The organism is Streptomyces sp. 3N207 (assembly GCF_052246355.1).
Lineage (GTDB): Bacteria > Actinomycetota > Actinomycetes > Streptomycetales > Streptomycetaceae > Streptomyces.
The window spans coordinates 167497-186956 of record NZ_JBQQBV010000008.1; the positions used below are offsets into that span (position 1 = coordinate 167497).

The following is a 19460-nucleotide window of genomic DNA, read 5'->3' on the forward strand; positions in this document are numbered from 1 at the left end:
AACCCCGTTCGGCAGCCCGCAGCTTGAGGTCGGCGCCGGACGGCTGGAGCCCGGCCGATAACTTGAGGTCATGAGTCAGGTAGCCGGCCAGTTGGGCGAGGAAGACGAGCAGTTCCCCGGCAGGAGCGGAGCCACCGCCACGGTCGAGGTGGATCCGCGCGCCGTGGGCGCCGTACGTATGACGTACGCGCCCGATCCGGACGGCGACCCGGACCCCGGGGAGATCGTATGGACGTGGGTGCCGTACGAGGAGGCCGACGGCCGGGGCAAGGACCGGCCGGTGCTGATCGTCGCGCGGGAGGGCAACGGTGACCCGTCCCCGGTCCTCGCCGTACAGCTCACCTCCCGGACCAGGAACGGTGACCAGGAGTGGCTGCCGCTGGGTTCCGGTCCCTGGGACCGCGAGGGGCGGGAGTCATGGGTGGGACTCGATCGGGTGCTGCGGGTGCATCCGCGCGGCATGCGGCGCGAGGCGTGCGCCCTGGACCGCGCACGCTTCAACGCGGTGGTGCACCGCCTCCAACAGGTCTACGGCTGGCGTTGAACCGGCCGGACGGCCGACATGCTTCCGGGCCCGTGGGCTGACACGCTGAGGGTGCCGCTCGGGAACAGTTCGGCGCGGTGTGCCGTTGCATCCGTTGATCGTTGCGTCAGCTGATCAGCGCCAACGGGGGCGCGCGAAGAAAGGTGGAACGGGATGACGGCCACAGCGCAGAGCGTGGAGGAGCACGGCACGACGGCGCGGCTGGCGGCGATGCCGGAGGACTGGACCCGGGCGCTGGCGATCGTCGCACACCCGGACGACCTGGAGTACGGCGCTGCCGCGGCCGTCGCCGAGTGGACGGCCCAGGGCAAGGAAGTCGTCTACGTCCTTGCCACCAGGGGCGAGGCGGGCATCGACACCATGGAGCCCGCCGAGGCCGCCCGCGTACGCGAGGCCGAGCAGCGCGCCAGCGCTGGGGTCGTAGGGGTGGCCGAGGTGGAGTTCCTCGACCACCGCGACGGCGTACTGGAGGAGGGCCCGGCACTGCGCCGGGACATCGCGGCGGCGATCCGCAAACACCGGCCCGAGCTGGTCCTCACCATCAACCACCACGACACCTGGGGCGACGCACCCGGCAGCCCCTGGAACACCCCCGACCACCGCGCGTTGGGCCGCTCCGTCCTCGACGCCGTCGGTGACGCGGGCAACCGGTGGATCTTCAGCGACCAGCTCGAACAGGACGGCGTCCTGCCCTGGGCCGGAGTGCGATGGGTGGCCGTCGCCGCTGCACCGGCCGTCACGCACGCCGTCCTGGTGGGGGAGGACGCGGCCCGCAAGGGCCTTGCCTCGCTGCTGGAGCACCGTGCCTACATCGAGGCACTCACCGACGAGGATCCCGAGACATACGCGCGTTCGATCGTCTACGGCGGCCTGGACCACTACGGCCACCGGAACGGCGGCCGCCGCTCGGTCGCCTTCGAACTCCACGCCCGCTGAGCCGTAACACTTCCCTGCCGCAACGGCGAGACGTCCGATGCCGATTTCGGCGGTGCCGAACCCCGCCCAGCCGGTGGGTTCGGCACCGCCGGTCCCCCGCCGTCGGGGCTGGACGCCGTTGCGGCGGGGATGAAGGGGCGCGGCCCTCCACCGCGGGTCAGCGCCGTGCCGCGACGGCGACCGTCAGCAGCGTGACGGGCACCAGCAGCGCCGCGGCCAGCAGGTTGAGCCAGCCGTAGCCCGCTTGGGCGACGACGAGGCCGGAGAGGGCGCCGCCGACACCCGCGGCCGAGTTCATGATCAGGTCCGAGAAGCCCTGTACGGCCGCGCGGGCCTGCTGCGGGACGGAGTCCGTGAGCAGCGCGGAGCCGGAGACCAGGCAAGCCGACCAGCCCAGCCCGAGCAGGAACAGCCCGGCGGCGGACTGTGCGTGGTTTCCGTTCGCCGTCCCGGCCAGCGCCGTGGCACACCCCAGCAGGGCAACGCCGAGCAGGATGACGCTGAACCGCCCGATCCGGTCCGCAAGCCAGCCCATCACGGGGGAGAAGGCGTACATACCGGTGATGTGCCCGCTGATGACCAGCCCGATCAGCTCCACCCCGGCACCGTGTCCGCCCAGGTCCACAGGGGTCATCACCATCACGGAGACCATCACCGTGTGGGAGCCGGCTATTGCCGCCAAGGCGACGCGGGCGTGCGGCGAGTCCGCCACCGCGGCCAGCCCGGCCCGCAGCGACCGCCCGCCACCGTCCCCGTCCGTTTCCGCTTCCGCGCCCTGGGCGGCGTCGCCCCTCTCGGCGCGTGCCAGCGCGCGGGCCGTCAGCAGCGGGTCAGGCCGCAGCAGCAGATGCAGCAGCGCCCCGGCCGCCAGGAAGACGACGGTGCCCCACAGGAAGGGGCCCGCGGCCTCCGGCACACCGAGCCCTGTCACGGTTCTCCCGGCGGGCGCCGCGATGTTCGGGCCCAGCACGGCGCCGATGGTGGTCGCCCATACGACCGTCGAGATGGCCCGCGCCCGGTGCAGCGGCTCGGCCAGGTCGGCAGCGGCGAAGCGTGCCTGGAGGTTGGCGGTGTTGCTGGCACCGAAGGCGGCCATGCCCACCAGCAGCAACGGGAAGTTCCGCACCGCTGCCCCGGTCACCACGACGAGCCCGCCGACAGCGGCGACCGCGTAGGCGGACGTCAGCCCCACCCGCCGCCCGCGCCGGGCCATCAGCGCCGCGAACGGCAGCGACAGCAGCGCCGTGCCGATGACCGAGGACGTGGACGCCAGCCCCGCCACGGCCTCCGAGCCCCCGATCTCCTCGGCCAGCACGGCGGCCAGCGCCACCGCGGTGGAGACTCCCAGCCCCCCGAGGATCTGACTGATGACCAGCGCCAGCCGCACCCGTCGCCGTACGGCCTCCAGTTCGACCCCGCCGAGCACCGCGGACTGCCCGGCAGTGAGCTTGGCCGGGGAGCCGGCTATGTCCCCGGGCGTGTCATCACCGTCGGCCGTGTCACGAATGTCAGTCACGACGCGCAGTCTGGCACCTCACGCCGCCTGCCCACCATGGACTTACGGAGGATCCATGGACGGTCAGAACAGGGGCTCCGGAAGTACGCCCTCCAGGGCGAGAAGGGCCCGCTTGGTTTCCAGGCCGCCGCCGAAGCCGCCTATCGCGCCCGAACTCTCCAGGACGCGGTGGCAGGGCACCACGACCGGCAGCGGGTTGGCGCCCATGGCGACGCCGACCGCACGGGCCGCGCCGGGGTCGCCCACGCGGAGCGCCAGATCCTGATAGCCGACGGTCGTCCCGTACGGCACATGGGTCGCCAGCTCGCGCAGGACCCGTTCGTTGAAGCCGCCGGTCAGCGACCAGTCCAGCGGGACGGTGAAGGGGCCGGGGAAGCCCGCGAAGTAGCGGTCGAGCTCCGCTGCGGCTGCGGCGAGGTGGCCGGGCGATGCGGGGGCGCGCTCGGCGGGGAGCGGCTCGGCGCCCAGGCGCCCGGCCAGCCGGGAGAGGGCCTGGTCGAGCGTGCGTCCTCGCGCGTGGAAGACGACGTTGACCAGACCCTCCTCGGTGGCCGCGAGCAGCAGCGGCCCGATGGGCGTCTCCCGCAGGGTCCAGGCCGGCTGCCGCACCGGGGTGTCAGTCATACCGGCACCCTAGAGGCCCCCACTGACAGTCCCCGGCGCCAGCCGTTCAGCGCCCCGGGCTCCGGCCCACGGCCCACGGCCCCGGGCTCCGGGCTCCGGCCCAGGGCCCAGGCTCCGTCCCCGGCCGGGGCCGCGGCTCGGCCCCGGCCTCCGGAGGCGGCGCTCAGCCGAGGGGCGACCTCTGCGTCACGGCGTCGCGGACCACGTCCGGCTTGTTGGAGATGATGCCGTCCACACCCGCGTCGGCGACCTTACGGGCGGTGCCGGCGTCGTTCACGGTCCAGGTGAAGACCTCCAGCGTCTTGTTGTGGGGGCCCTTGAGCGCGTGAACGGCGTTCACGTACTTCTCGGTGGCGTCCGTGTAGGTGGGGTTGATCTGGTCGGTGAACTTGGCGTATTCCTTCAGGTCGCTGGTCTTCGGGGTGCCCAGGAAGCCCGTCTTCACCTGGGACTGCTGCTGGTGGATCCTCTTGACCGACGCCTTGTCGAAGCTCTGGATGATCAGCTTGTTCCTGGTGTTGAGGCCCAGAAAGCCCTTGGACCGCAGCGTGGCGAGGGTCTCGCGTTCGATGCCGGGGTAGAGGCCGGGCGACTTGAGCTCCAGCAGGAGCTCCTGCCCGTTCCTGTTCAGCCGGTCCAGGAACTCGTTCAGGGTGGGGATTTTCTGGCCCTTGAACTTGCTGCCGAACCAGCTGCCGGCGTCCAGCGTCTTGATCTCCTTGAGGGTGAAGTCGGAGACCTTCCACGGGCTGCGGTCCGGGAAGCGTTTCTCGACGTTCGTGGTGCGGGAGAGCGTGGTGTCGTGGATGACGATGAGCTTGCCGTCCTTGGTGCGCTGCACGTCGTTCTCGACCCAGTCGATGCCGAGATCGTGGGCCTTGTCGACGGCGGCGAGCGTGTTCTCCGGCGCGTAACCGGATGCTCCCCTGTGCGCAACCGGAACGGGGGCCTTGCGTGGCTTTCGGACACCAGGCTTCGAAGCAGGTGTCTCGGCGCCGGTGGGTTCGGCAGCGTAGGCGGGCTCGGGATCGGCGGGTTCGGGGTCGACGGGATCGACGACGGGCTCCGGTGTCTGTCTCGCCGACCGATCCGAGGCCGCGGCGGTCGGCGCGGCGGTGAGGAAGAGCGCGCTCATACCCAGCAGCGCACCTGCGGCGGTAGCGGTCAGCGGGCGTATCGACATGCGGGACTCCTCGCTTGTGCTGCACGGACTGCCGAAACAGTTCCCGATGCGCAATACAAACAAGCGGGGACAAAGTGGCGTAGAGCTGAACGAGCGGTGCATGAGCCGCTGACCTGCGACGGAACAAATTGGCAGCTATCTGCCAGTGGGGGGTAGTTTGCGGGCGGGAGCCCGCTGTCAGTGGTGAGTCGTACCGTTGTGAGCATGCGGCCCAACACCGAGATCCAACGCAAGGTGGCGCCCTTCGAGGTCGTCAGCCCGTACCAGCCCAGCGGCGACCAGCCGACCGCCATCGCGGAGCTCGCACAGCGGGTCACCGCAGATGAGAAGGACGTCGTGCTGCTGGGTGCCACGGGCACCGGCAAGTCGGCCACCACTGCATGGATGATCGAGAAGCTCCAGCGCCCGACGCTGGTGATGGCGCCGAACAAGACCCTGGCGGCGCAACTCGCCAACGAGTTCCGCGAGCTGCTGCCGAACAACGCGGTCGAGTATTTCGTCTCGTACTACGACTACTACCAGCCGGAGGCGTACGTCCCGCAGACGGACACCTACATCGAGAAGGACTCCTCGATCAACGAGGAGGTCGAACGTCTGCGCCACAGTGCGACGAACTCGCTGCTCACCCGGCGTGATGTGGTCGTCGTCGCCTCCGTCTCCTGCATCTACGGCCTGGGCACCCCGCAGGAGTACGTGGACCGCATGGTCCCGCTGAAGATCGGCCAGGAGGTCGACAGGGACGAGCTGCTGCGCCGCTTCGTCGACGTGCAGTACACCCGCAACGACATGTCCTTCACCCGGGGCACCTTCCGGGTCCGGGGCGACACCATCGAGATCTTCCCGGTCTACGAGGAGCTGGCCGTCCGCATCGAGATGTTCGGTGACGAGATCGAGGCCCTCTCCACCCTCCACCCGCTCACCGGCGAGGTGATCACGGACGACCAGGAGCTGTACGTCTTCCCCGCCTCCCACTACGTGGCGGGCCCGGAGCGCATGGAGCGCGCCATCGGCGCGATCGAGGCCGAGCTGACCGAGACGCTGGCCACGCTGGAGAAGCAGGGCAAGCTCCTGGAGGCCCAGCGGCTGCGGATGCGGACGACGTACGACATCGAGATGATGCGCCAGATCGGCACCTGCTCCGGCATCGAGAACTACTCGCGGCACATCGACGGCCGTGACCCCGGCTCCGCGCCGCACACCCTGCTGGACTACTTCCCCGACGACTTCCTGCTGGTCATCGACGAGTCGCACCAGACGGTCCCGCAGATCGGCGCCATGTACGAGGGCGACGCGGCGCGCAAGCGCACACTGATCGACCACGGCTTCCGGCTGCCCTCAGCGCTCGACAACCGCCCGCTGAAGTGGGAGGAGTTCCTGGCGCGCACCGACCAGACGGTCTACCTCTCGGCGACGCCGGGCCCCTACGAGCTGGCCCGCTCCGACGGCTACGTGGAGCAGGTCATCCGCCCCACCGGGCTGGTCGACCCGGAGGTGGTCGTCAAGCCGACCGAGGGCCAGATCGACGACCTGGTGCACGAGATCCGGCTGCGCGAGGAGCGCAACGAGCGGGTGCTGGTCACCACCCTCACCAAGAAGATGGCCGAGGATCTGACGGACTACTTCCTGGAGCTGGGCATCCAGGTCCGCTATCTGCACAGCGACGTGGACACCCTGCGCCGCATCGAGCTGCTGCGCGAGCTGCGCTCGGGCGAGTACGACGTGCTGGTGGGCATCAACCTGCTGCGTGAGGGCCTCGACCTGCCGGAGGTCTCCCTGGTGGCCATCCTGGACGCCGACAAGGAGGGCTTCCTGCGCTCCGGCACCTCCCTGATCCAGACCATCGGCCGCGCGGCCCGTAACGTCTCCGGCCAGGTGCACATGTACGCGGACCAGGTCACCCCCGGTATGCAGCGGGCGATCGAGGAGACCAACCGGCGCCGCGAGAAGCAGATCGCCTACAACGAGGAACACGGCATCGACCCCGAGCCGCTGCGCAAGAAGATCGGCGACATCGTCGCGGACATCGTCCGCGAGGAGATCGACACCGAGACGCTGCTGGACACGGGCTACCGCAAGCGGGACGAGACGGGCAAGGGCAAGACCAAGGCGCCCACCCCCGCCAAGAGCCGGGCCGCCAAGGGTGCCGCAGCCGGCGAGCTGACCGACCGGCCCGCCGCCGAACTGGCCCAGACCATCGAGGAGCTGACCGAGCGGATGCGCGCTGCCGCCGCCGAGCTCCAGTTCGAGGTGGCCGCCCGGCTGCGTGACGAGGTCGGTGAACTGAAGAAGGAGCTGCGCCAGATGAAGGAGGCGGGGCTCAAGTAACGCCGGGCACGGGGACCGCCCGCACGGAGCACTGTGGGTAGCGGCCCCGCGTGGAGTGTTGCAAGACCGACACAAGTCCAGGGCGGCCGTCCGGGCTGTCGGTGCCCTTGCGTAGGGTTCTGTGCCTGGTGGCCGTCGGCCGGTGGCGGCCCCGGTTCAAGAGAGGGGACGCACGTGTCGGTCAACTTGTCCAAGGGCCAGGGGATCAGCCTTCAGAAGAGCGACGGAGCCACGCTCACGGCGGTGCGCATGGGCCTGGGCTGGCAGTCCGCACAGCGTCGGGGGCTGTTCGGCAAGCGCTCGAAGGAGATCGACCTCGACGCGTCGGCGGTGCTCTTCGCCGACAAGCAGCCGGTCGACGTGGTCTTCTTCCGCCACCTGGTGAGCGACGACGGCTCGGTCAAGCACACCGGTGACAACCTGGTGGGCGGCGCGGGGCAGGGCGGCGACGACGAGGCGATCCTGGTGGACCTGCAGCGCGTTCCGGTCCACATCGACCAGATCGTCTTCACGGTCAACTCGTTCACCGGGCAGACCTTCACCGAGGTCGAGAACGCCTTCTGCCGCCTCGTCGACGAGACCAACGGTCAGGAGATGGCCCGTTACACCCTCACCGGTGGCGGCCAGTACACCGCGCAGATCATGGCCAAGGTCCACCGGCAGGGCAACGGGTGGCAGATGACCGCCATCGGTGAGCCCGCCAACGGCCGCACCTTCCAGGACCTGATGCCGACGATCCTGCCGAAGCTGTAACAGGCCGGGATTGCGCCGCAGGTGTGACGAGCCACAGGGGAGAGGCACGACGATGACGGCCGAGCTGGTCCGGGGGCAGAACCACCCGCTGCCCGGGACCCGGGTGGAGATCCGGGTGACGGCGGGCACCCCGATCGTCGCCGGGGCGACGCTCAACGACGAGCAGGGGCGGATGCGCGACGCGGGGTGGATCGCCCACCCCGCAGCGCCGCAGCTGCCCGGGATCGAGGTGTCCCGCCAGGCGGCGGCCGTGCACCACCTCGCCGTCGATCCGGGTGCACTGCCGCAGGACGTCCACCGGGTGAACATCCTGCTGGCCCTGCCGACGGTGCCGGGCGCCCCGGCCGGCTTCGCGGGTCTCGCCGCGCCGTTCCTCGCCGTCACCGGCCAGGACGGTGAGCAGATCGTCAGCTACACGGTGACGGGGCTGAGCGCCGAGTCCGCCGTGGTCGCCCTGGAGCTGTATCTGCGCCAGGACACCTGGAAGGTCCGGGCCGTCGGGCAGGGTTACGCCGACGGGCTGGCCGCGATGCTCGCCGACCAGGGCCTGGCCGAGGCGCACGCGCTCGCCGACACCATCAACGAGGCGGTGGCCGCCGGGATGGCCCGCTCGGTGGCGCCCGCACCGGACCGGCCGACCCGGCATGCAGCGGGCGCCCGCACGGAGGCGGGACAGTCCGCCGCGGCTCCGGCCCAGCCCGCTGCCGAGGCCCAGCAGTCCGCCGCCCGGGCCGGGACAGGCACCGGCGGCGGCCCGATCGACTACCGCCACCCGCGGCGCGCGACCGCCGCTCCGCAGCCCGCGGCCGGGCCCGCACAGTCCGCGGCCGTGCCTCCGCAGTCCGGTGCCGGGCCGCAGGGCGAGGGCGGCGACAGCTCCCAGCCCGTCGCCGGGGACGCCCCCGGCTGGTCGATGGAGGAGCGGCTCTACAACCAGGTCTGGGGCATGTTCGAGGACCTGGCCCGCAGTGTCGCGGCCTACCGCTCGGCCGTCGACTTCGCCGACTCCCGCATGGACCGCGAGCTCGAGGGCGTGCTCGACGATCCGCGGACCCGCACCGGCCCCGTGGCGGACGCCGCCCGCGCCGAGGCCCGGGCCAAGCACAGCGCGCTGGTGGAGCAGGCCCGTGCGGTGCTGGAGCGGGACATGGCCCAGCTGGAGGCCGAGTCCGAGGTGGTCGAGCCGGCGCTGCCGCCGGCGCTGGCCCGCTGGGACAATCCCGTCTGGCAGGCGTACGAGCCGCCCGCCGAGCGCCCCATGGCCCTCCGGGTGGGTGATCTGAGCATTCCGGAGCGCGCCGAGCTGTGCATCCCCATGCTGGTGCGGCTGCCGCTGGAGCGGGGCCTGTGGATCGACAGCGGTCGGCTGCGGGGCGGTGAGGCCGGTCTGGCGGACGCGGACGAGCTGCGCCGCCTCGCGCAGCTGACCGCCACCGCGCTGGCTGCCCGTATCGTCGCCGTACACCCCGCAGACGAGATGACCCTGCATGTCATCGACCCGGCAGGCTCGGCCGCCACCTCGCTGCTGCCGCTGGTGGAGTCCGGCGTGCTGCGGGAGCCGCCCGCCGCGGGTGCCTCCGGGGTGGCGCGCACCCTGGAGCGGTTGACGCAGCGCGTCGACCTCGTCCAGATGGCGGTACGCAGCCGGGCCACCGATGCCCTCCCGCCTGACCTGGATCTGGCCGACCAGCTGCTGGTCGTGCACGACTTCCCGCACGGCTTCGACGACCGCGCCGTCAACCAGCTGCGCTACCTCGCGGACGAGGGCCCCTCGGTCGGGGTCAGCCTGCTGATGGTCGCGGACCGGGACGAGGCGCGCGGTTACGGACCGGTTCTCGACCCGCTGTGGCGGTCACTGATGCGGCTGACGCCGGTGCCGGACGACCATCTCGCCGACCCGTGGGTGGGCCACGCCTGGACGTACGAGCCGCCGCTGGCGCCCAGCAACAGCCAGGTCGTGCCGCAGGTGCTGCGCCGTGTCGTGGCCGCGCGGCACTCCTCCGGGGGCTGAGCGGACGGGCCTGAGCGGCGGCCTGGGCCGGAGGGTGGAGCAGGCGGGCTGAGCCAGGGCTGAGCAAGGAGCGCTCAGCAGGTGGCGCTTCTCCGACAACCGGGGCCTGGGCTCCCCCAGATCCCCGGGCTTTACCTTTTCATGGGATTACTTTACTCTCTCTTCAACGGAGGGGAGTATTCCCAGCCACGCGGTGACCCCGTCAGTACGGGCCGGACAGGACGGTCCCGGGGCACCGGCCCGATCCGCTGTGGGCGGCGCGCTCGGGTGGAAGAGACCTCCGGCCCATGCTCGAATGCAAGCCGGAGGAATAGTTCATGGAGATATCCATGACCGTCTGGGCGCTGACCATCGTCGGTCTGTGCGCCCTCATCGCGGTCGACTTCTTCATCGGCGGCCGCAAGCCGCACGATGTCTCGCTCAAGGAAGCAGGCATCTGGACGACCGTCTGGATCGTCCTCGCCGCCATCTTCGGGCTCGGCCTCTTCATGTTCGGGGACGGTCAGACGTCCGGTGAGTTCTTCGCGGGCTTCATCACCGAGAAGTCGCTCAGCGTCGACAACCTCTTCGTCTTCGTGCTGATCATGGCGAAGTTCGCGGTGCCGTCCATCTACCAGCAGCGGGTGCTGATGGTGGGGGTGCTGATCGCGCTGGTGCTGCGCGGCGTGTTCATCGCGGCGGGCGCCGCGATCATCTCGACCTTCTCCTGGGTGTTCTTCATCTTCGGGGCCTTCCTCATCTGGACCGCCTGGAAGCTGATCCAGGAGGCCCGCTCCGGCGAGGAAGAGGAGGAGTTCGAGGAGAACAGGCTGCTCAAGGCGGTCGAGCGGCGCTTCCCCTCGACGGACAAGTACCACGGCACCAAGCTGTTCATCGTCGAGAACGGCAAGCGGCTGATGACGCCGATGCTGATCGTGATGCTCGCGATCGGCACCACCGATGTGCTGTTCGCGCTGGACTCCATCCCCGCGATCTTCGGTCTCACCCAGGACCCGTACATCGTCTTCACCGCGAACGCCTTCGCCCTGATGGGCCTGCGGCAGCTGTACTTCCTGATCGGCGGACTGCTGCAGAAGCTGGTCCACCTGTCCTACGGGCTCTCGGTCATCCTGGGCTTCATCGGCGTCAAGCTGGTGCTGCACGCGCTGCACGAGACCGGGGTGCATGTGCCGGAGATCAGCATTCCGGTCTCGCTGGGCGTCATCTGCGCCGTGCTGATCGTCACGACGATCACCTCGCTGATGGCCTCCCGTAAGCAGTCGCAGGCAGCCGAGGCTGCCGAGAGGGAGAAGGAAGAGCAGGCCCACGCCGACTCCTGATACAGCGGCCGGGAACCCACCCCGCGCCCTCCGGTCTCCGGCCCCGCCCCGCCACTCCTTCCGGTAGGGGGCGGGGCCGGGATCTTCCGGCAGGCTTTCCGCAGCGGCTCCGGGCTATCGGGTGACGGTCACCTTCTGCTCGGCGCGTTCTCCGTTGACGATCACCGAAAGAGTGACCGTGCCGGGACTGCGCCCGGTGAGGGTGCCGCCCGCCGGATCGTACGAGGCCACACAGCGGCCACGCGGCACGGTGCCCTTCACACACAGCCCCGGTGAGCCCGGCCAGTCCGCGCTCACCGGCCAGCCGACCGGGACCCGGCGCGCGGTCGGTCCGCTGCCCTGCTGCACCGTCGCCGACGCCCTGGCCTCGCCGCCCACCGCGAGCCGTTCGGGCGCGTCCAGCAACAGCGCGTCCACATGGGCGCGGGTCTGCGCCGAGATCCAGTCACCGTCGCGCGGGGGCCGTCCCTGGCCGACGCCCAGCAGCGACCAGCCGGTGAAGCCGCCCTTGTCCGGCGGTGCGGCGGGAGCCTTGCCCGAGTTCCCGTTCACCAGATACGGGACGCCGTCCACCCGGGAGGCGTCGAAGGCACCGACATGCCCCGCCACCAGCGCCGCGCCCTTGCCCGAGCGGCTGCGGAAATCGGCCAGCCACCGCTCCAGCAGATCGGCCTCCATCCGGTCGGTGAGCCTGCTGGCCCGCTGAGGCGTCGGATCGCGCGGCGGTACATGCTCGATCACGGCGACCGAGTCGATGTTCCGGTCCCGCGCCGCGTCGTCCAACTGCCGCCGCAGTTCCTGGAACTGTGCGTATCCACCGCCTCGTATCGTCAGCGACGAGGTGTCCAGCGTGATGAAGCGCGTCCCGCGGTGGTCGAAGGTGCGCTGCGCGGGGCCGAACTCCTTGACGAAGTTGGCGATCGAGCCGCCCATCACCTCGTGGTTGCCCGGCACGTAGTACCAGTCGACCGCGTCGCCCAGCTCCTCCTCCAGTATCTTCCGTGCGAACGCCAGATCAGCCGGGGCGCCCTCGTCCACCAGATCCCCGTTGACGAACAGGAAGTCGGGCCGTGCGGCGCGGATCTCGCGCAGGGTCCGGCGTGCCTGCCGTACGGCCTCGCTGTCCGGGTCGCGCGCCACGAACTGGGCGTCCGACATCACCGCGAACCGCCAGTCGCGGCCGGCCGTGTCGGCGGCGGTGGAGATCAGCGGATCGTGCGGGCGCCCGGCGGCCGGAAGGTCGACATCCGGCGGCGTCCGCGCGACCAGTTCGTCCAGTACCACCTCACCCTTGTACTGCGCGGTGGGACGGGTCTCGGCGAGGTAGAAACGGCGCAGCTTCAGCGGATAGGTCACCCCCTCCGGCACCTCGAAGGTGACCCGCTGCCAGCCCTTCCACTCCACCAGCGGTCCGCGCAGTATCTGGTCGGTGCCTGCCGCGTCCTTGAGATGGAGCGAGGGCCAGGCCCCCGAGCCGTCGCCCTTTATCCACATGGTGAAGCTGCGCGGCTGGCCGGAAATCTCCCGTTCGGCGGGCGGGTTGGCGTAGGCGGCGCGGGTGGCCGTCGACTGGGTGAAGTCGTAGCTGAGCTTGAGCCCGCCACCCTCCTGGCCGGCCGGCTCGGCCGCCACCGCGCCGGTGGCGCGGGCACCGCTGAACGACCACTTGGCCGCGTCGTCGAAATCGGCCACCTGCTGTTCCCGCAGCCCGACCGTGACGGCCAGCCGCGTCGTGTGTCCCCGCACCGTGACGGTCACCGTGCCCGAGGCGGAATCCTGCCCGGAACGGGTCCGGACGGTGAACGCACCGGCGGCGCTGTCCTTGTCCGGAACGATGGAGAAAAGCGAACGGTCGTACGACAGCTGCGCGTCGCCCGGCTCGATGGGCGCGCTGTTGCCGTCCGCGTCGTAACCGATCAGCCTGAACGACTCGCTCGCGGCGCCGTCCGCCAGCGCCACCCGGTCCGTGGTGGGCCGGAGGCGGTCGAGCTCGCCGAGGACGCGCAGCTCGGTGGATCCCTTCGCCGCGCCGGCACGTGCGGTGACATCGGTGCTGCCGGTCCGGCGCGCCGTGAAGACGCCCTGCCCGTCGACCCGGCCCACGTCCGGCCGCGTCGTGCGCCACCCCGGCCGCGGCGCGCCGTCGGCGGGGCCGTACGTCTCGTCGTACGGGGCGGCGGTCAGTTTGCGCGTCAGGCCGGGGAAGACGCGGTCGGGGTGGCCGCCCGGCATGTTGTCCGCCGTGGCCGCCTTGCCCGGGTCGACGGCCGTCTTCACCCAGAAGCCGGACAGTCGCCCTGAACCCTCGGGAGCGGTCAGCGCCAGACCGTCGGGTACCTCGCGCTCCTCGCCGTCGGAGGGCGAATTCTCCACCCCGAGCGTGGCGCCGCCCGGCTCGCGGGCCAGCAGGGTGGAGGAGCCGCCGCCGTCCAGGTTGAGGGCGTTGTAGGCGCCCAAGTCCCGCATCATCCGGCCGAGTTCGGTCAGCGTCACCCCGCCCGAGGCGGCCTGCCTGCCGTCCACCGTCAGCACATGCATCGTGCCGCCGTCCTTGGAGAATCCGACCGCTGTGCGGGGCGCCGCCGCGTTGTTCGGCCTGCCCTCCCAGTCCTGCGGCTTCCCGTCCTCGACCAGCACCCCGCGCCCGCCGACCGCCGTACGCGGCACGGACGAGCCGTCGTCGGTACGCACCCGGTACGTCCAGCTGACCGGGTCCCCGGTGTGCAGCTCGGCCAGCTGCTCGGCGCCGTCCCCCCGGCCGATGAGGACACCGACGCCCTCGGGGATGTCACCCTTTCCGGGCTTCTCGGCCACGGAGGCGACCTTGCCGTCCTCGACGGTCACCTCCGTCACGTCCGAGTCCTGGTCGACCGTCAGCGCCCGGTCAGCCGCGCCCCAGTTCGCGTCGTACAGCCCGATGCCGTCCTCGGGGACGTTCGCGGCGTCCCGGCCGCCGAGCGGTGCGGTGTCCTCCGGGAGGGTGACGGTGCCCTCGAAGTACAGGTCCAGGATGCGGCCCGCCGCCTCGGGGCCGACGCCGACCGCTTCGGAGACGCCCGGGGCGGGGGAGTGGGTGGGCTTGCCGTCGCGTACGCCGGGGCCGAGCGGGGCGCCCGTCTCGTGGATGTCGAAGAAGTCGGCGTTGAACGCGGCGACGGTGCGGCGTCCCTTGCCGGGGTCGTGCGCCTTGGCCAGCTCGCTGACCGTCCGGCGCTCGGTGACCTTGCCGGAGGAGAGGTAGTCGGCCGTGGCCCCGGTGCGGCCGCTGCCGAGCTTGAAGGTGAGGGCGTCGGCCCGCAGCCACTTGTCGGATTCGAGCCGGTCGAAGGAGGTGAGTTCGGCGCCGGGGGCGATGGGGCGGGTGGTGCGCGAGAGCTCCATGCCGTCGCCGTCGGCCACGGCTTCCGGCTCCGGTCGCGGCTCGTCAACGGCTGAGGCTGTTGTTGTCGGTCGGGCGGTGGATTCGTCGGCCGTCGCCAAGGCCGTGCCGGCCGGCAGCAGACCTGCCAGCAGCGCGGAGACGGCTGCTGGGAGCAGCGACCTGGCGAGTCTTGCGCGAGCGTGGACCTGTCTCACAACGTCCCCCACAAAGACCAGTGTTCTCGGCACTTTTTGCGCACAGTGCCGCACAGGGTCCCAAGGGGGACCTGTCCACACCAGAGGGACGGAAGGAAGTCGCAGGAAACGCTGCGTTTCTTCCACCGGTTGGCCGCAGGGGGCTCCACCAACCGTTAGCCCGCGATGAGCTTCCCCTTCTTCACCTTCACCGGTACCGAGGGCAGCGCCTTGGCGGCGGGGCCCTTTGCCACCTTGCCGGTGTCCACCTGGAAACGGCTTCCGTGCCGCGGGCACACCGCGACGTCACCGTCGATCTCGCCGAGCAGGGCTCCCTGGTGGGTGCACACGGCGCTGAACGCCTTGAAATCACCCTTCTCGGGCTGTGACACCACCATCTTCTGCTCGGCGAACAGCTTGGCGCCGCCCACCGGCACGGCTTCCGCGTCGCCCAGCTCGACAGGCTTGTCGGACGCCGGTGCCGCCGACTCCTCGTCGGATCCGCCGCCTCCGCCGCCTCCGCCGCACGCCGCGGCCGTCAGTCCCAGTGCGGCCAACGCGGCGCCGCACAGCACAGTGCGGCGCGTGGTCGGCGTTTCCTCGCTCGTCGTCACGCGCCGCACTCTAGTCCGCGGCACCGTTCGGCGCACCAGGCGTGCGCACTCGATCAGCTCTTGCGGGCTGCCGACTTCTTGGCGGCGGCACCCTTTGCGGCGGCGGTGGCCTTCTTGGCCGGGGCCTTCTTCGCGGCGGCGCGCTTCGCGGGGGCCTTCTTCGCAACGGGCTTCACCGGGTCCGCGTCGCTGACCCGGTCGCCCAGCACGTCGCGCAGGAACTTACCGGTGTGGCTGGTCGGCACCGCAGCCACCTGCTCCGGAGTGCCCTCGGCGATCACCAGCCCACCGCCGTTACCGCCCTCCGGACCGAGGTCCACGACCCAGTCGGCGGTCTTGATGACGTCGAGGTTGTGCTCGATGACCATCACCGAGTTGCCCTTTTCGACCAGGCCGTCCAGGACGCCGATCAGTTTCCTGATGTCCTCGAAGTGCAGGCCGGTCGTTGGTTCGTCCAGCACGTAGACGGTGCGTCCCGTCGACCGCTTCTGGAGCTCACTGGCGAGCTTCACCCGCTGCGCCTCGCCACCCGAAAGAGTCGGCGCGGACTGGCCGAGCCGCACATATCCCAGGCCGACATCGTTGAGCGTCCTGAGGTGACGGGCGATGGCGGGCACCGCCTCGAAGAAGTCCAGGGCCTGCTCTATCGGCATGTCCAGGACCTCGGCGATGTTCTTGCCCTTGTAGTGCACCTCCAGGGTCTCCCGGTTGTAGCGCGCACCGTGGCAGACCTCGCAGGGGACGTACACGTCCGGCAGGAAGTTCATCTCGATCTTGATGGTGCCGTCGCCCGCGCAGTTCTCGCAGCGGCCGCCCTTGACGTTGAAGGAGAAGCGGCCCTGCTGGTAGCCGCGGACCTTCGCCTCCGTCGTCTCGGCGAACAGCTTGCGCACATGGTCGAAGACGCCGGTGTACGTGGCCGGATTCGAGCGCGGCGTACGGCCGATCGGCGACTGGTCGACGTGCACCACCTTGTCGACCAGATCGTCACCCTCGACGCGGGTGTGCCTGCCGGGCACCGTCTTGGCACCCTGCAGCTCGCGCGCCAGGTGCGTGTAGAGGATGTCGTTGACCAGCGTCGACTTGCCGGACCCGGACACGCCCGTGACGGCGGTCAGGACGCCCAGCGGGAAGGAGACGTCGATGTTGCGGAGGTTGTTCTCACGCGCGCCGCGTACGGTCAACTGCCGTTCCGGGTCGATGGGGCGGCGCACCGGTGGGGTGGGGATCTCGCGCTTGCCGGACAGATACTCGCCGGTGACGGAGTCCTCGTTGGCCAGCAGTTGCTTCAACGGTCCGCTGTGGACGACCTTGCCGCCGTGCTCGCCGGCGCCGGGGCCGATGTCCACCACCCAGTCGGACGCCTTGATGGTGTCCTCGTCGTGTTCGACGACGATGAGCGTGTTGCCCAGGTCGCGCAGCCGCACCAGGGTCTCGATCAGCCGGTGGTTGTCGCGCTGGTGCAGCCCGATGGAGGGCTCGTCCAGTACGTACAACACGCCGACCAGCCCGGAGCCGATCTGGGTGGCCAGCCGGATGCGCTGGGCCTCGCCGCCGGAGAGGGTGCCTGCGGCGCGGTTGAGCGTCAGATAGTCCAGGCCGACGTCGACCAGGAAGCGCAGCCGTTCGTTGACCTCCTTGAGGACCCGCTCGGCGATCTGCCGGTCGCGTCCGGACAGCTTCATCTCGCGCAGGAAGTCGGCGCACTCGTTGATCGACATCGCGGAGACCTCCGCGATGGACCTGCCCTGCACGGTCACGGCCAACACCAGCGGCTTGAGCCGGGTGCCCTCACAGGCCGGGCAATGCACCTCGCGCATATAGCCCTCGAAGCGCTCCCGGCTGCTGTCGGTCTCCGCCTCCGAGTGCCGCCGCTTGACGAACGGGACGACGCCCTCGAACGCGGTGGTGTACGCGCGCTCCCGGCCGTACCGGTTGCGGTAGCGGACCTCCACCTGTGTCTTGTGGCCGTACAGCAGTGCCTTCTTGGCGCGCGCGGGCAGCCCCGCCCACGGGATGTCCGTACGGAAGCCGAGCGCGTCGGCCAGCGCGCCGATGAGGCGGCCGAAGTACTCCTTGGTGTGCCCGTGCGACCAGGGGTGCAGTGCGCCCTCGTCCAGCGACCTGTCCTCGTCGGGGACGATCAGCTCCGGGTCGACCTCCATCCGGGTGCCGATGCCGGTGCACACCTGGCAGGCACCGAAGGGCGAGTTGAAGGAGAAGGAGCGCGGCTCCAGCTCCTCGAACGAGAGGTCGTCCTGGGGGCAGTACAGGTGCTCGGAGTACATCCGCTCACGCTGCGGGTCGTCCGGCTCCAGGTCGACGAAGTCGAGGATGACCATGCCGCCGGAGAGGCCGAGCGCGGTTTCCACCGAGTCGGTGAGCCGCCGCTTGGCGCTGCTCTTGACGGTCAGGCGGTCGACGACCACCTCGATCGTGTGTTTCTCCTGCTTCTTCAGCTGCGGCGGCTCGGACAGCTGGATGGTCGCTCCGTCGACCCGGGCGCGGCTGTAGCCCTTGGTCTGGAGCTCGTTGAAGAGGTCGACGAACTCGCCCTTGCGCTGGCGCACCAGCGGGGAGAGCACCTGGAAGCGGCTGCCCTCCTCCAGGTCGAGCACCTTGTCCACGATGGCCTGCGGCGACTGGCGGGCGATCGGCCGGCCGCAGACCGGGCAGTGCGGCTTGCCGATGCGGGCGTAGAGCAGCCGCAGATAGTCGTAGACCTCGGTGATGGTGCCCACCGTCGAGCGCGGGTTGCGCGAGGTCGACTTCTGGTCGATGGAGACCGCGGGGGAGAGGCCCTCGATGAAGTCGACGTCGGGCTTGTCCATCTGCCCGAGGAACTGCCGTGCGTAGGCGGACAGCGACTCCACGTAGCGTCGCTGGCCCTCGGCGAAAATCGTGTCGAAGGCGAGCGAGGACTTCCCGGAGCCCGAGAGCCCCGTGAACACGATGAGCGAGTCACGGGGGAGGTCTATCGAGACGTTCTGCAGGTTGTGCTCGCGAGCGCCACGGACGAGAAGACGATCGGCCACGCCTGTTGGCACCTTTCGTGTGGGAATCGGGGCCCGCGACGGCGCGGGAACCCCGACCAAGAGTAGGACGGCGCCGCCCGGAGTGTCGTTCGCTTCCGGTTCGGGAGCCGGACCTGACTCTATAGCACGTGCTTTCGAATTCTGGCGGGCCTTGCCATCTTCCCCACGAACGAGGGACCCCAGTAGCTTTGGATCATGACCACGCCTGCGCACGACGCCGAACTCGTACGGACCGCGACCGGTCACCTCCTCAGCCACACCGTCAAGCTGGAGGCCCCCGAGGTGGCCGAGCCCTCGCATCTGCCGGGCTGGACCCGCGCCCACGTGCTCACCCACCTCGCGCGCAACGCCGAAGCCCTCGTCAACGTGCTGGCGGGCAAGCCGATGTACGCCGGCGCGGAAGCCCGCGAGGCGGACATCGAGCGTGGCGCCGGCCGCTCCCTCGACGAGCTCGTCGACGATGTCCGGGCCAGCTCCTCCCGACTGGAGAGCGCCTTCGCGGCACTCGGGGACGAGGACTGGAACCGCACCGTCACCCTCCGCAACGGTGTGACCGATCTCGCCTCCTCCATCCCGTTCCGCCGCTGGATCGAGGTCGAGCTGCACCACGTGGACCTCGGCATCGGATACACGCTGGAGGACCTGCCGGGCACCTTCGTGGACCGGGAGCTGGCCAACATGGCCCGCCGCTTCTCGGAGCACCCCGACATCCCGGTCGCCGTCGAGCTGCGCGCCGAGGACGGCAGGACGTGGCGCACCGGCGCGGCCGAAGCCGGCACGGAGGGCCCCCTCGTGGTGGCCGGCAGCCCCGTCGCACTGGTCGGCTGGCTCACCGGACGTACGAACGGCAGCGGCCTGTCGGCACGGGGACCGTTGCCGCCGCTGCCGGCGCTGTAGGTGCGCGCCCCAAAGGGGCGCGGGGAACTGCGCGACCAGCCACAACACACGCGCGGCCTGCAACGGGCAGGAAGGGGCAGCCCCGTCCCAGCAGGGGCTGGGTAGCTACGCCCCCATGCCGAGCAAGCAAAATGAGGCCGACGCGGCA

The 19460-nt window shown here is 70.5% G+C and carries 13 protein-coding genes; 7 read left to right on the forward strand and 6 right to left on the reverse strand.

Going from position 1 to position 19460, the window contains the following annotated elements; genetic code table 11:
- The first annotated feature begins 70 nt into the window (after nucleotides 1–70).
- Nucleotides 71–544, forward strand: coding sequence for a type II toxin-antitoxin system PemK/MazF family toxin (locus ACTWP9_RS14960; RefSeq protein WP_443246612.1), 474 nt, complete (start codon nucleotides 71–73; stop codon nucleotides 542–544).
- Nucleotides 545–697: 153 nt separating this feature from the next.
- Nucleotides 698–1480 (forward strand): PIG-L deacetylase family protein, encoded by a 783-nt coding sequence (locus ACTWP9_RS14965; protein ID WP_443246613.1) that lies wholly within the window; start codon nucleotides 698–700, stop codon nucleotides 1478–1480.
- A 157-nt stretch (nucleotides 1481–1637) separates the two neighbouring features.
- Here the strand turns inward: ACTWP9_RS14965 and ACTWP9_RS14970 are convergent, their stop codons facing one another.
- The 3 genes from ACTWP9_RS14970 to ACTWP9_RS14980 form a co-directional block, all read right to left on the reverse strand.
- Nucleotides 1638–2948, reverse strand: a complete 1311-nt coding sequence (locus ACTWP9_RS14970; RefSeq protein WP_443246734.1) for an MFS transporter — start codon at nucleotides 2946–2948, stop codon at nucleotides 1638–1640.
- 111 nt (nucleotides 2949–3059) lie between these two features.
- Nucleotides 3060–3620 (reverse strand): methylated-DNA--[protein]-cysteine S-methyltransferase, encoded by a 561-nt coding sequence (locus ACTWP9_RS14975; protein ID WP_443246614.1) that lies wholly within the window; start codon nucleotides 3618–3620, stop codon nucleotides 3060–3062.
- Between the two features lie 163 nt (nucleotides 3621–3783).
- Nucleotides 3784–4803 carry a glycerophosphodiester phosphodiesterase family protein gene (locus ACTWP9_RS14980; RefSeq protein ID WP_443246615.1) on the reverse strand — a complete coding sequence of 340 codons (1020 nt, stop codon included), beginning with the start codon at nucleotides 4801–4803 and terminating at the stop codon, nucleotides 3784–3786.
- Between the two features lie 204 nt (nucleotides 4804–5007).
- Here ACTWP9_RS14980 and uvrB point away from each other — a divergent pair, with 204 nt between their 5' ends.
- The 4 genes from uvrB (at nucleotide 5008) to ACTWP9_RS15000 (ending at nucleotide 11211) form a co-directional block, all read left to right on the forward strand.
- Entirely contained in the window at nucleotides 5008–7128 is a 2121-nt protein-coding gene (gene uvrB, locus ACTWP9_RS14985) for an excinuclease ABC subunit UvrB (protein WP_443246616.1), read from the forward strand.
- 174 nt (nucleotides 7129–7302) lie between these two features.
- Entirely contained in the window at nucleotides 7303–7881 is a 579-nt protein-coding gene (locus tag ACTWP9_RS14990; protein ID WP_443246617.1) for a TerD family protein, read from the forward strand.
- A gap of 52 nt (nucleotides 7882–7933) precedes the next feature.
- The gene (locus tag ACTWP9_RS14995; RefSeq protein ID WP_443246618.1) at nucleotides 7934–9892 is read left to right on the forward strand and encodes a TerD family protein; all 1959 of its coding nucleotides are present in this window, start codon (nucleotides 7934–7936) and stop codon (nucleotides 9890–9892) included.
- Nucleotides 9893–10209: 317 nt separating this feature from the next.
- Nucleotides 10210–11211 (forward strand): TerC family protein, encoded by a 1002-nt coding sequence (locus ACTWP9_RS15000; protein WP_443246619.1) that lies wholly within the window; start codon nucleotides 10210–10212, stop codon nucleotides 11209–11211.
- 114 nt (nucleotides 11212–11325) lie between these two features.
- Here ACTWP9_RS15000 and ACTWP9_RS15005 read toward each other — a convergent pair whose 3' ends face one another.
- The 3 genes from ACTWP9_RS15005 to uvrA all read right to left on the reverse strand — a co-directional run bounded on the left by ACTWP9_RS15005 (nucleotide 11326) and on the right by uvrA (nucleotide 18415).
- On the reverse strand, nucleotides 11326–14592 hold the full coding sequence (locus tag ACTWP9_RS15005; RefSeq protein WP_443246735.1) for a phosphodiester glycosidase family protein: 3267 nt from the start codon (nucleotides 14590–14592) through the stop codon (nucleotides 11326–11328).
- A 350-nt stretch (nucleotides 14593–14942) separates the two neighbouring features.
- Nucleotides 14943–15389 carry a Rieske (2Fe-2S) protein gene (locus tag ACTWP9_RS15010; protein ID WP_443246620.1) on the reverse strand — a complete coding sequence of 149 codons (447 nt, stop codon included), beginning with the start codon at nucleotides 15387–15389 and terminating at the stop codon, nucleotides 14943–14945.
- 44 nt (nucleotides 15390–15433) lie between these two features.
- Complete coding sequence (uvrA, locus tag ACTWP9_RS15015) at nucleotides 15434–18415, reverse strand: excinuclease ABC subunit UvrA (RefSeq protein ID WP_443246621.1); 2982 nt, start codon at nucleotides 18413–18415, stop codon at nucleotides 15434–15436.
- A gap of 195 nt (nucleotides 18416–18610) precedes the next feature.
- Here uvrA and ACTWP9_RS15020 point away from each other — a divergent pair, with 195 nt between their 5' ends.
- Nucleotides 18611–19312: a maleylpyruvate isomerase family mycothiol-dependent enzyme gene (locus ACTWP9_RS15020; protein WP_443246622.1), complete on the forward strand. Its 702-nt coding sequence runs from the start codon at nucleotides 18611–18613 to the stop codon at nucleotides 19310–19312.
- Nucleotides 19313–19460: the final 148 nt, after the last annotated feature.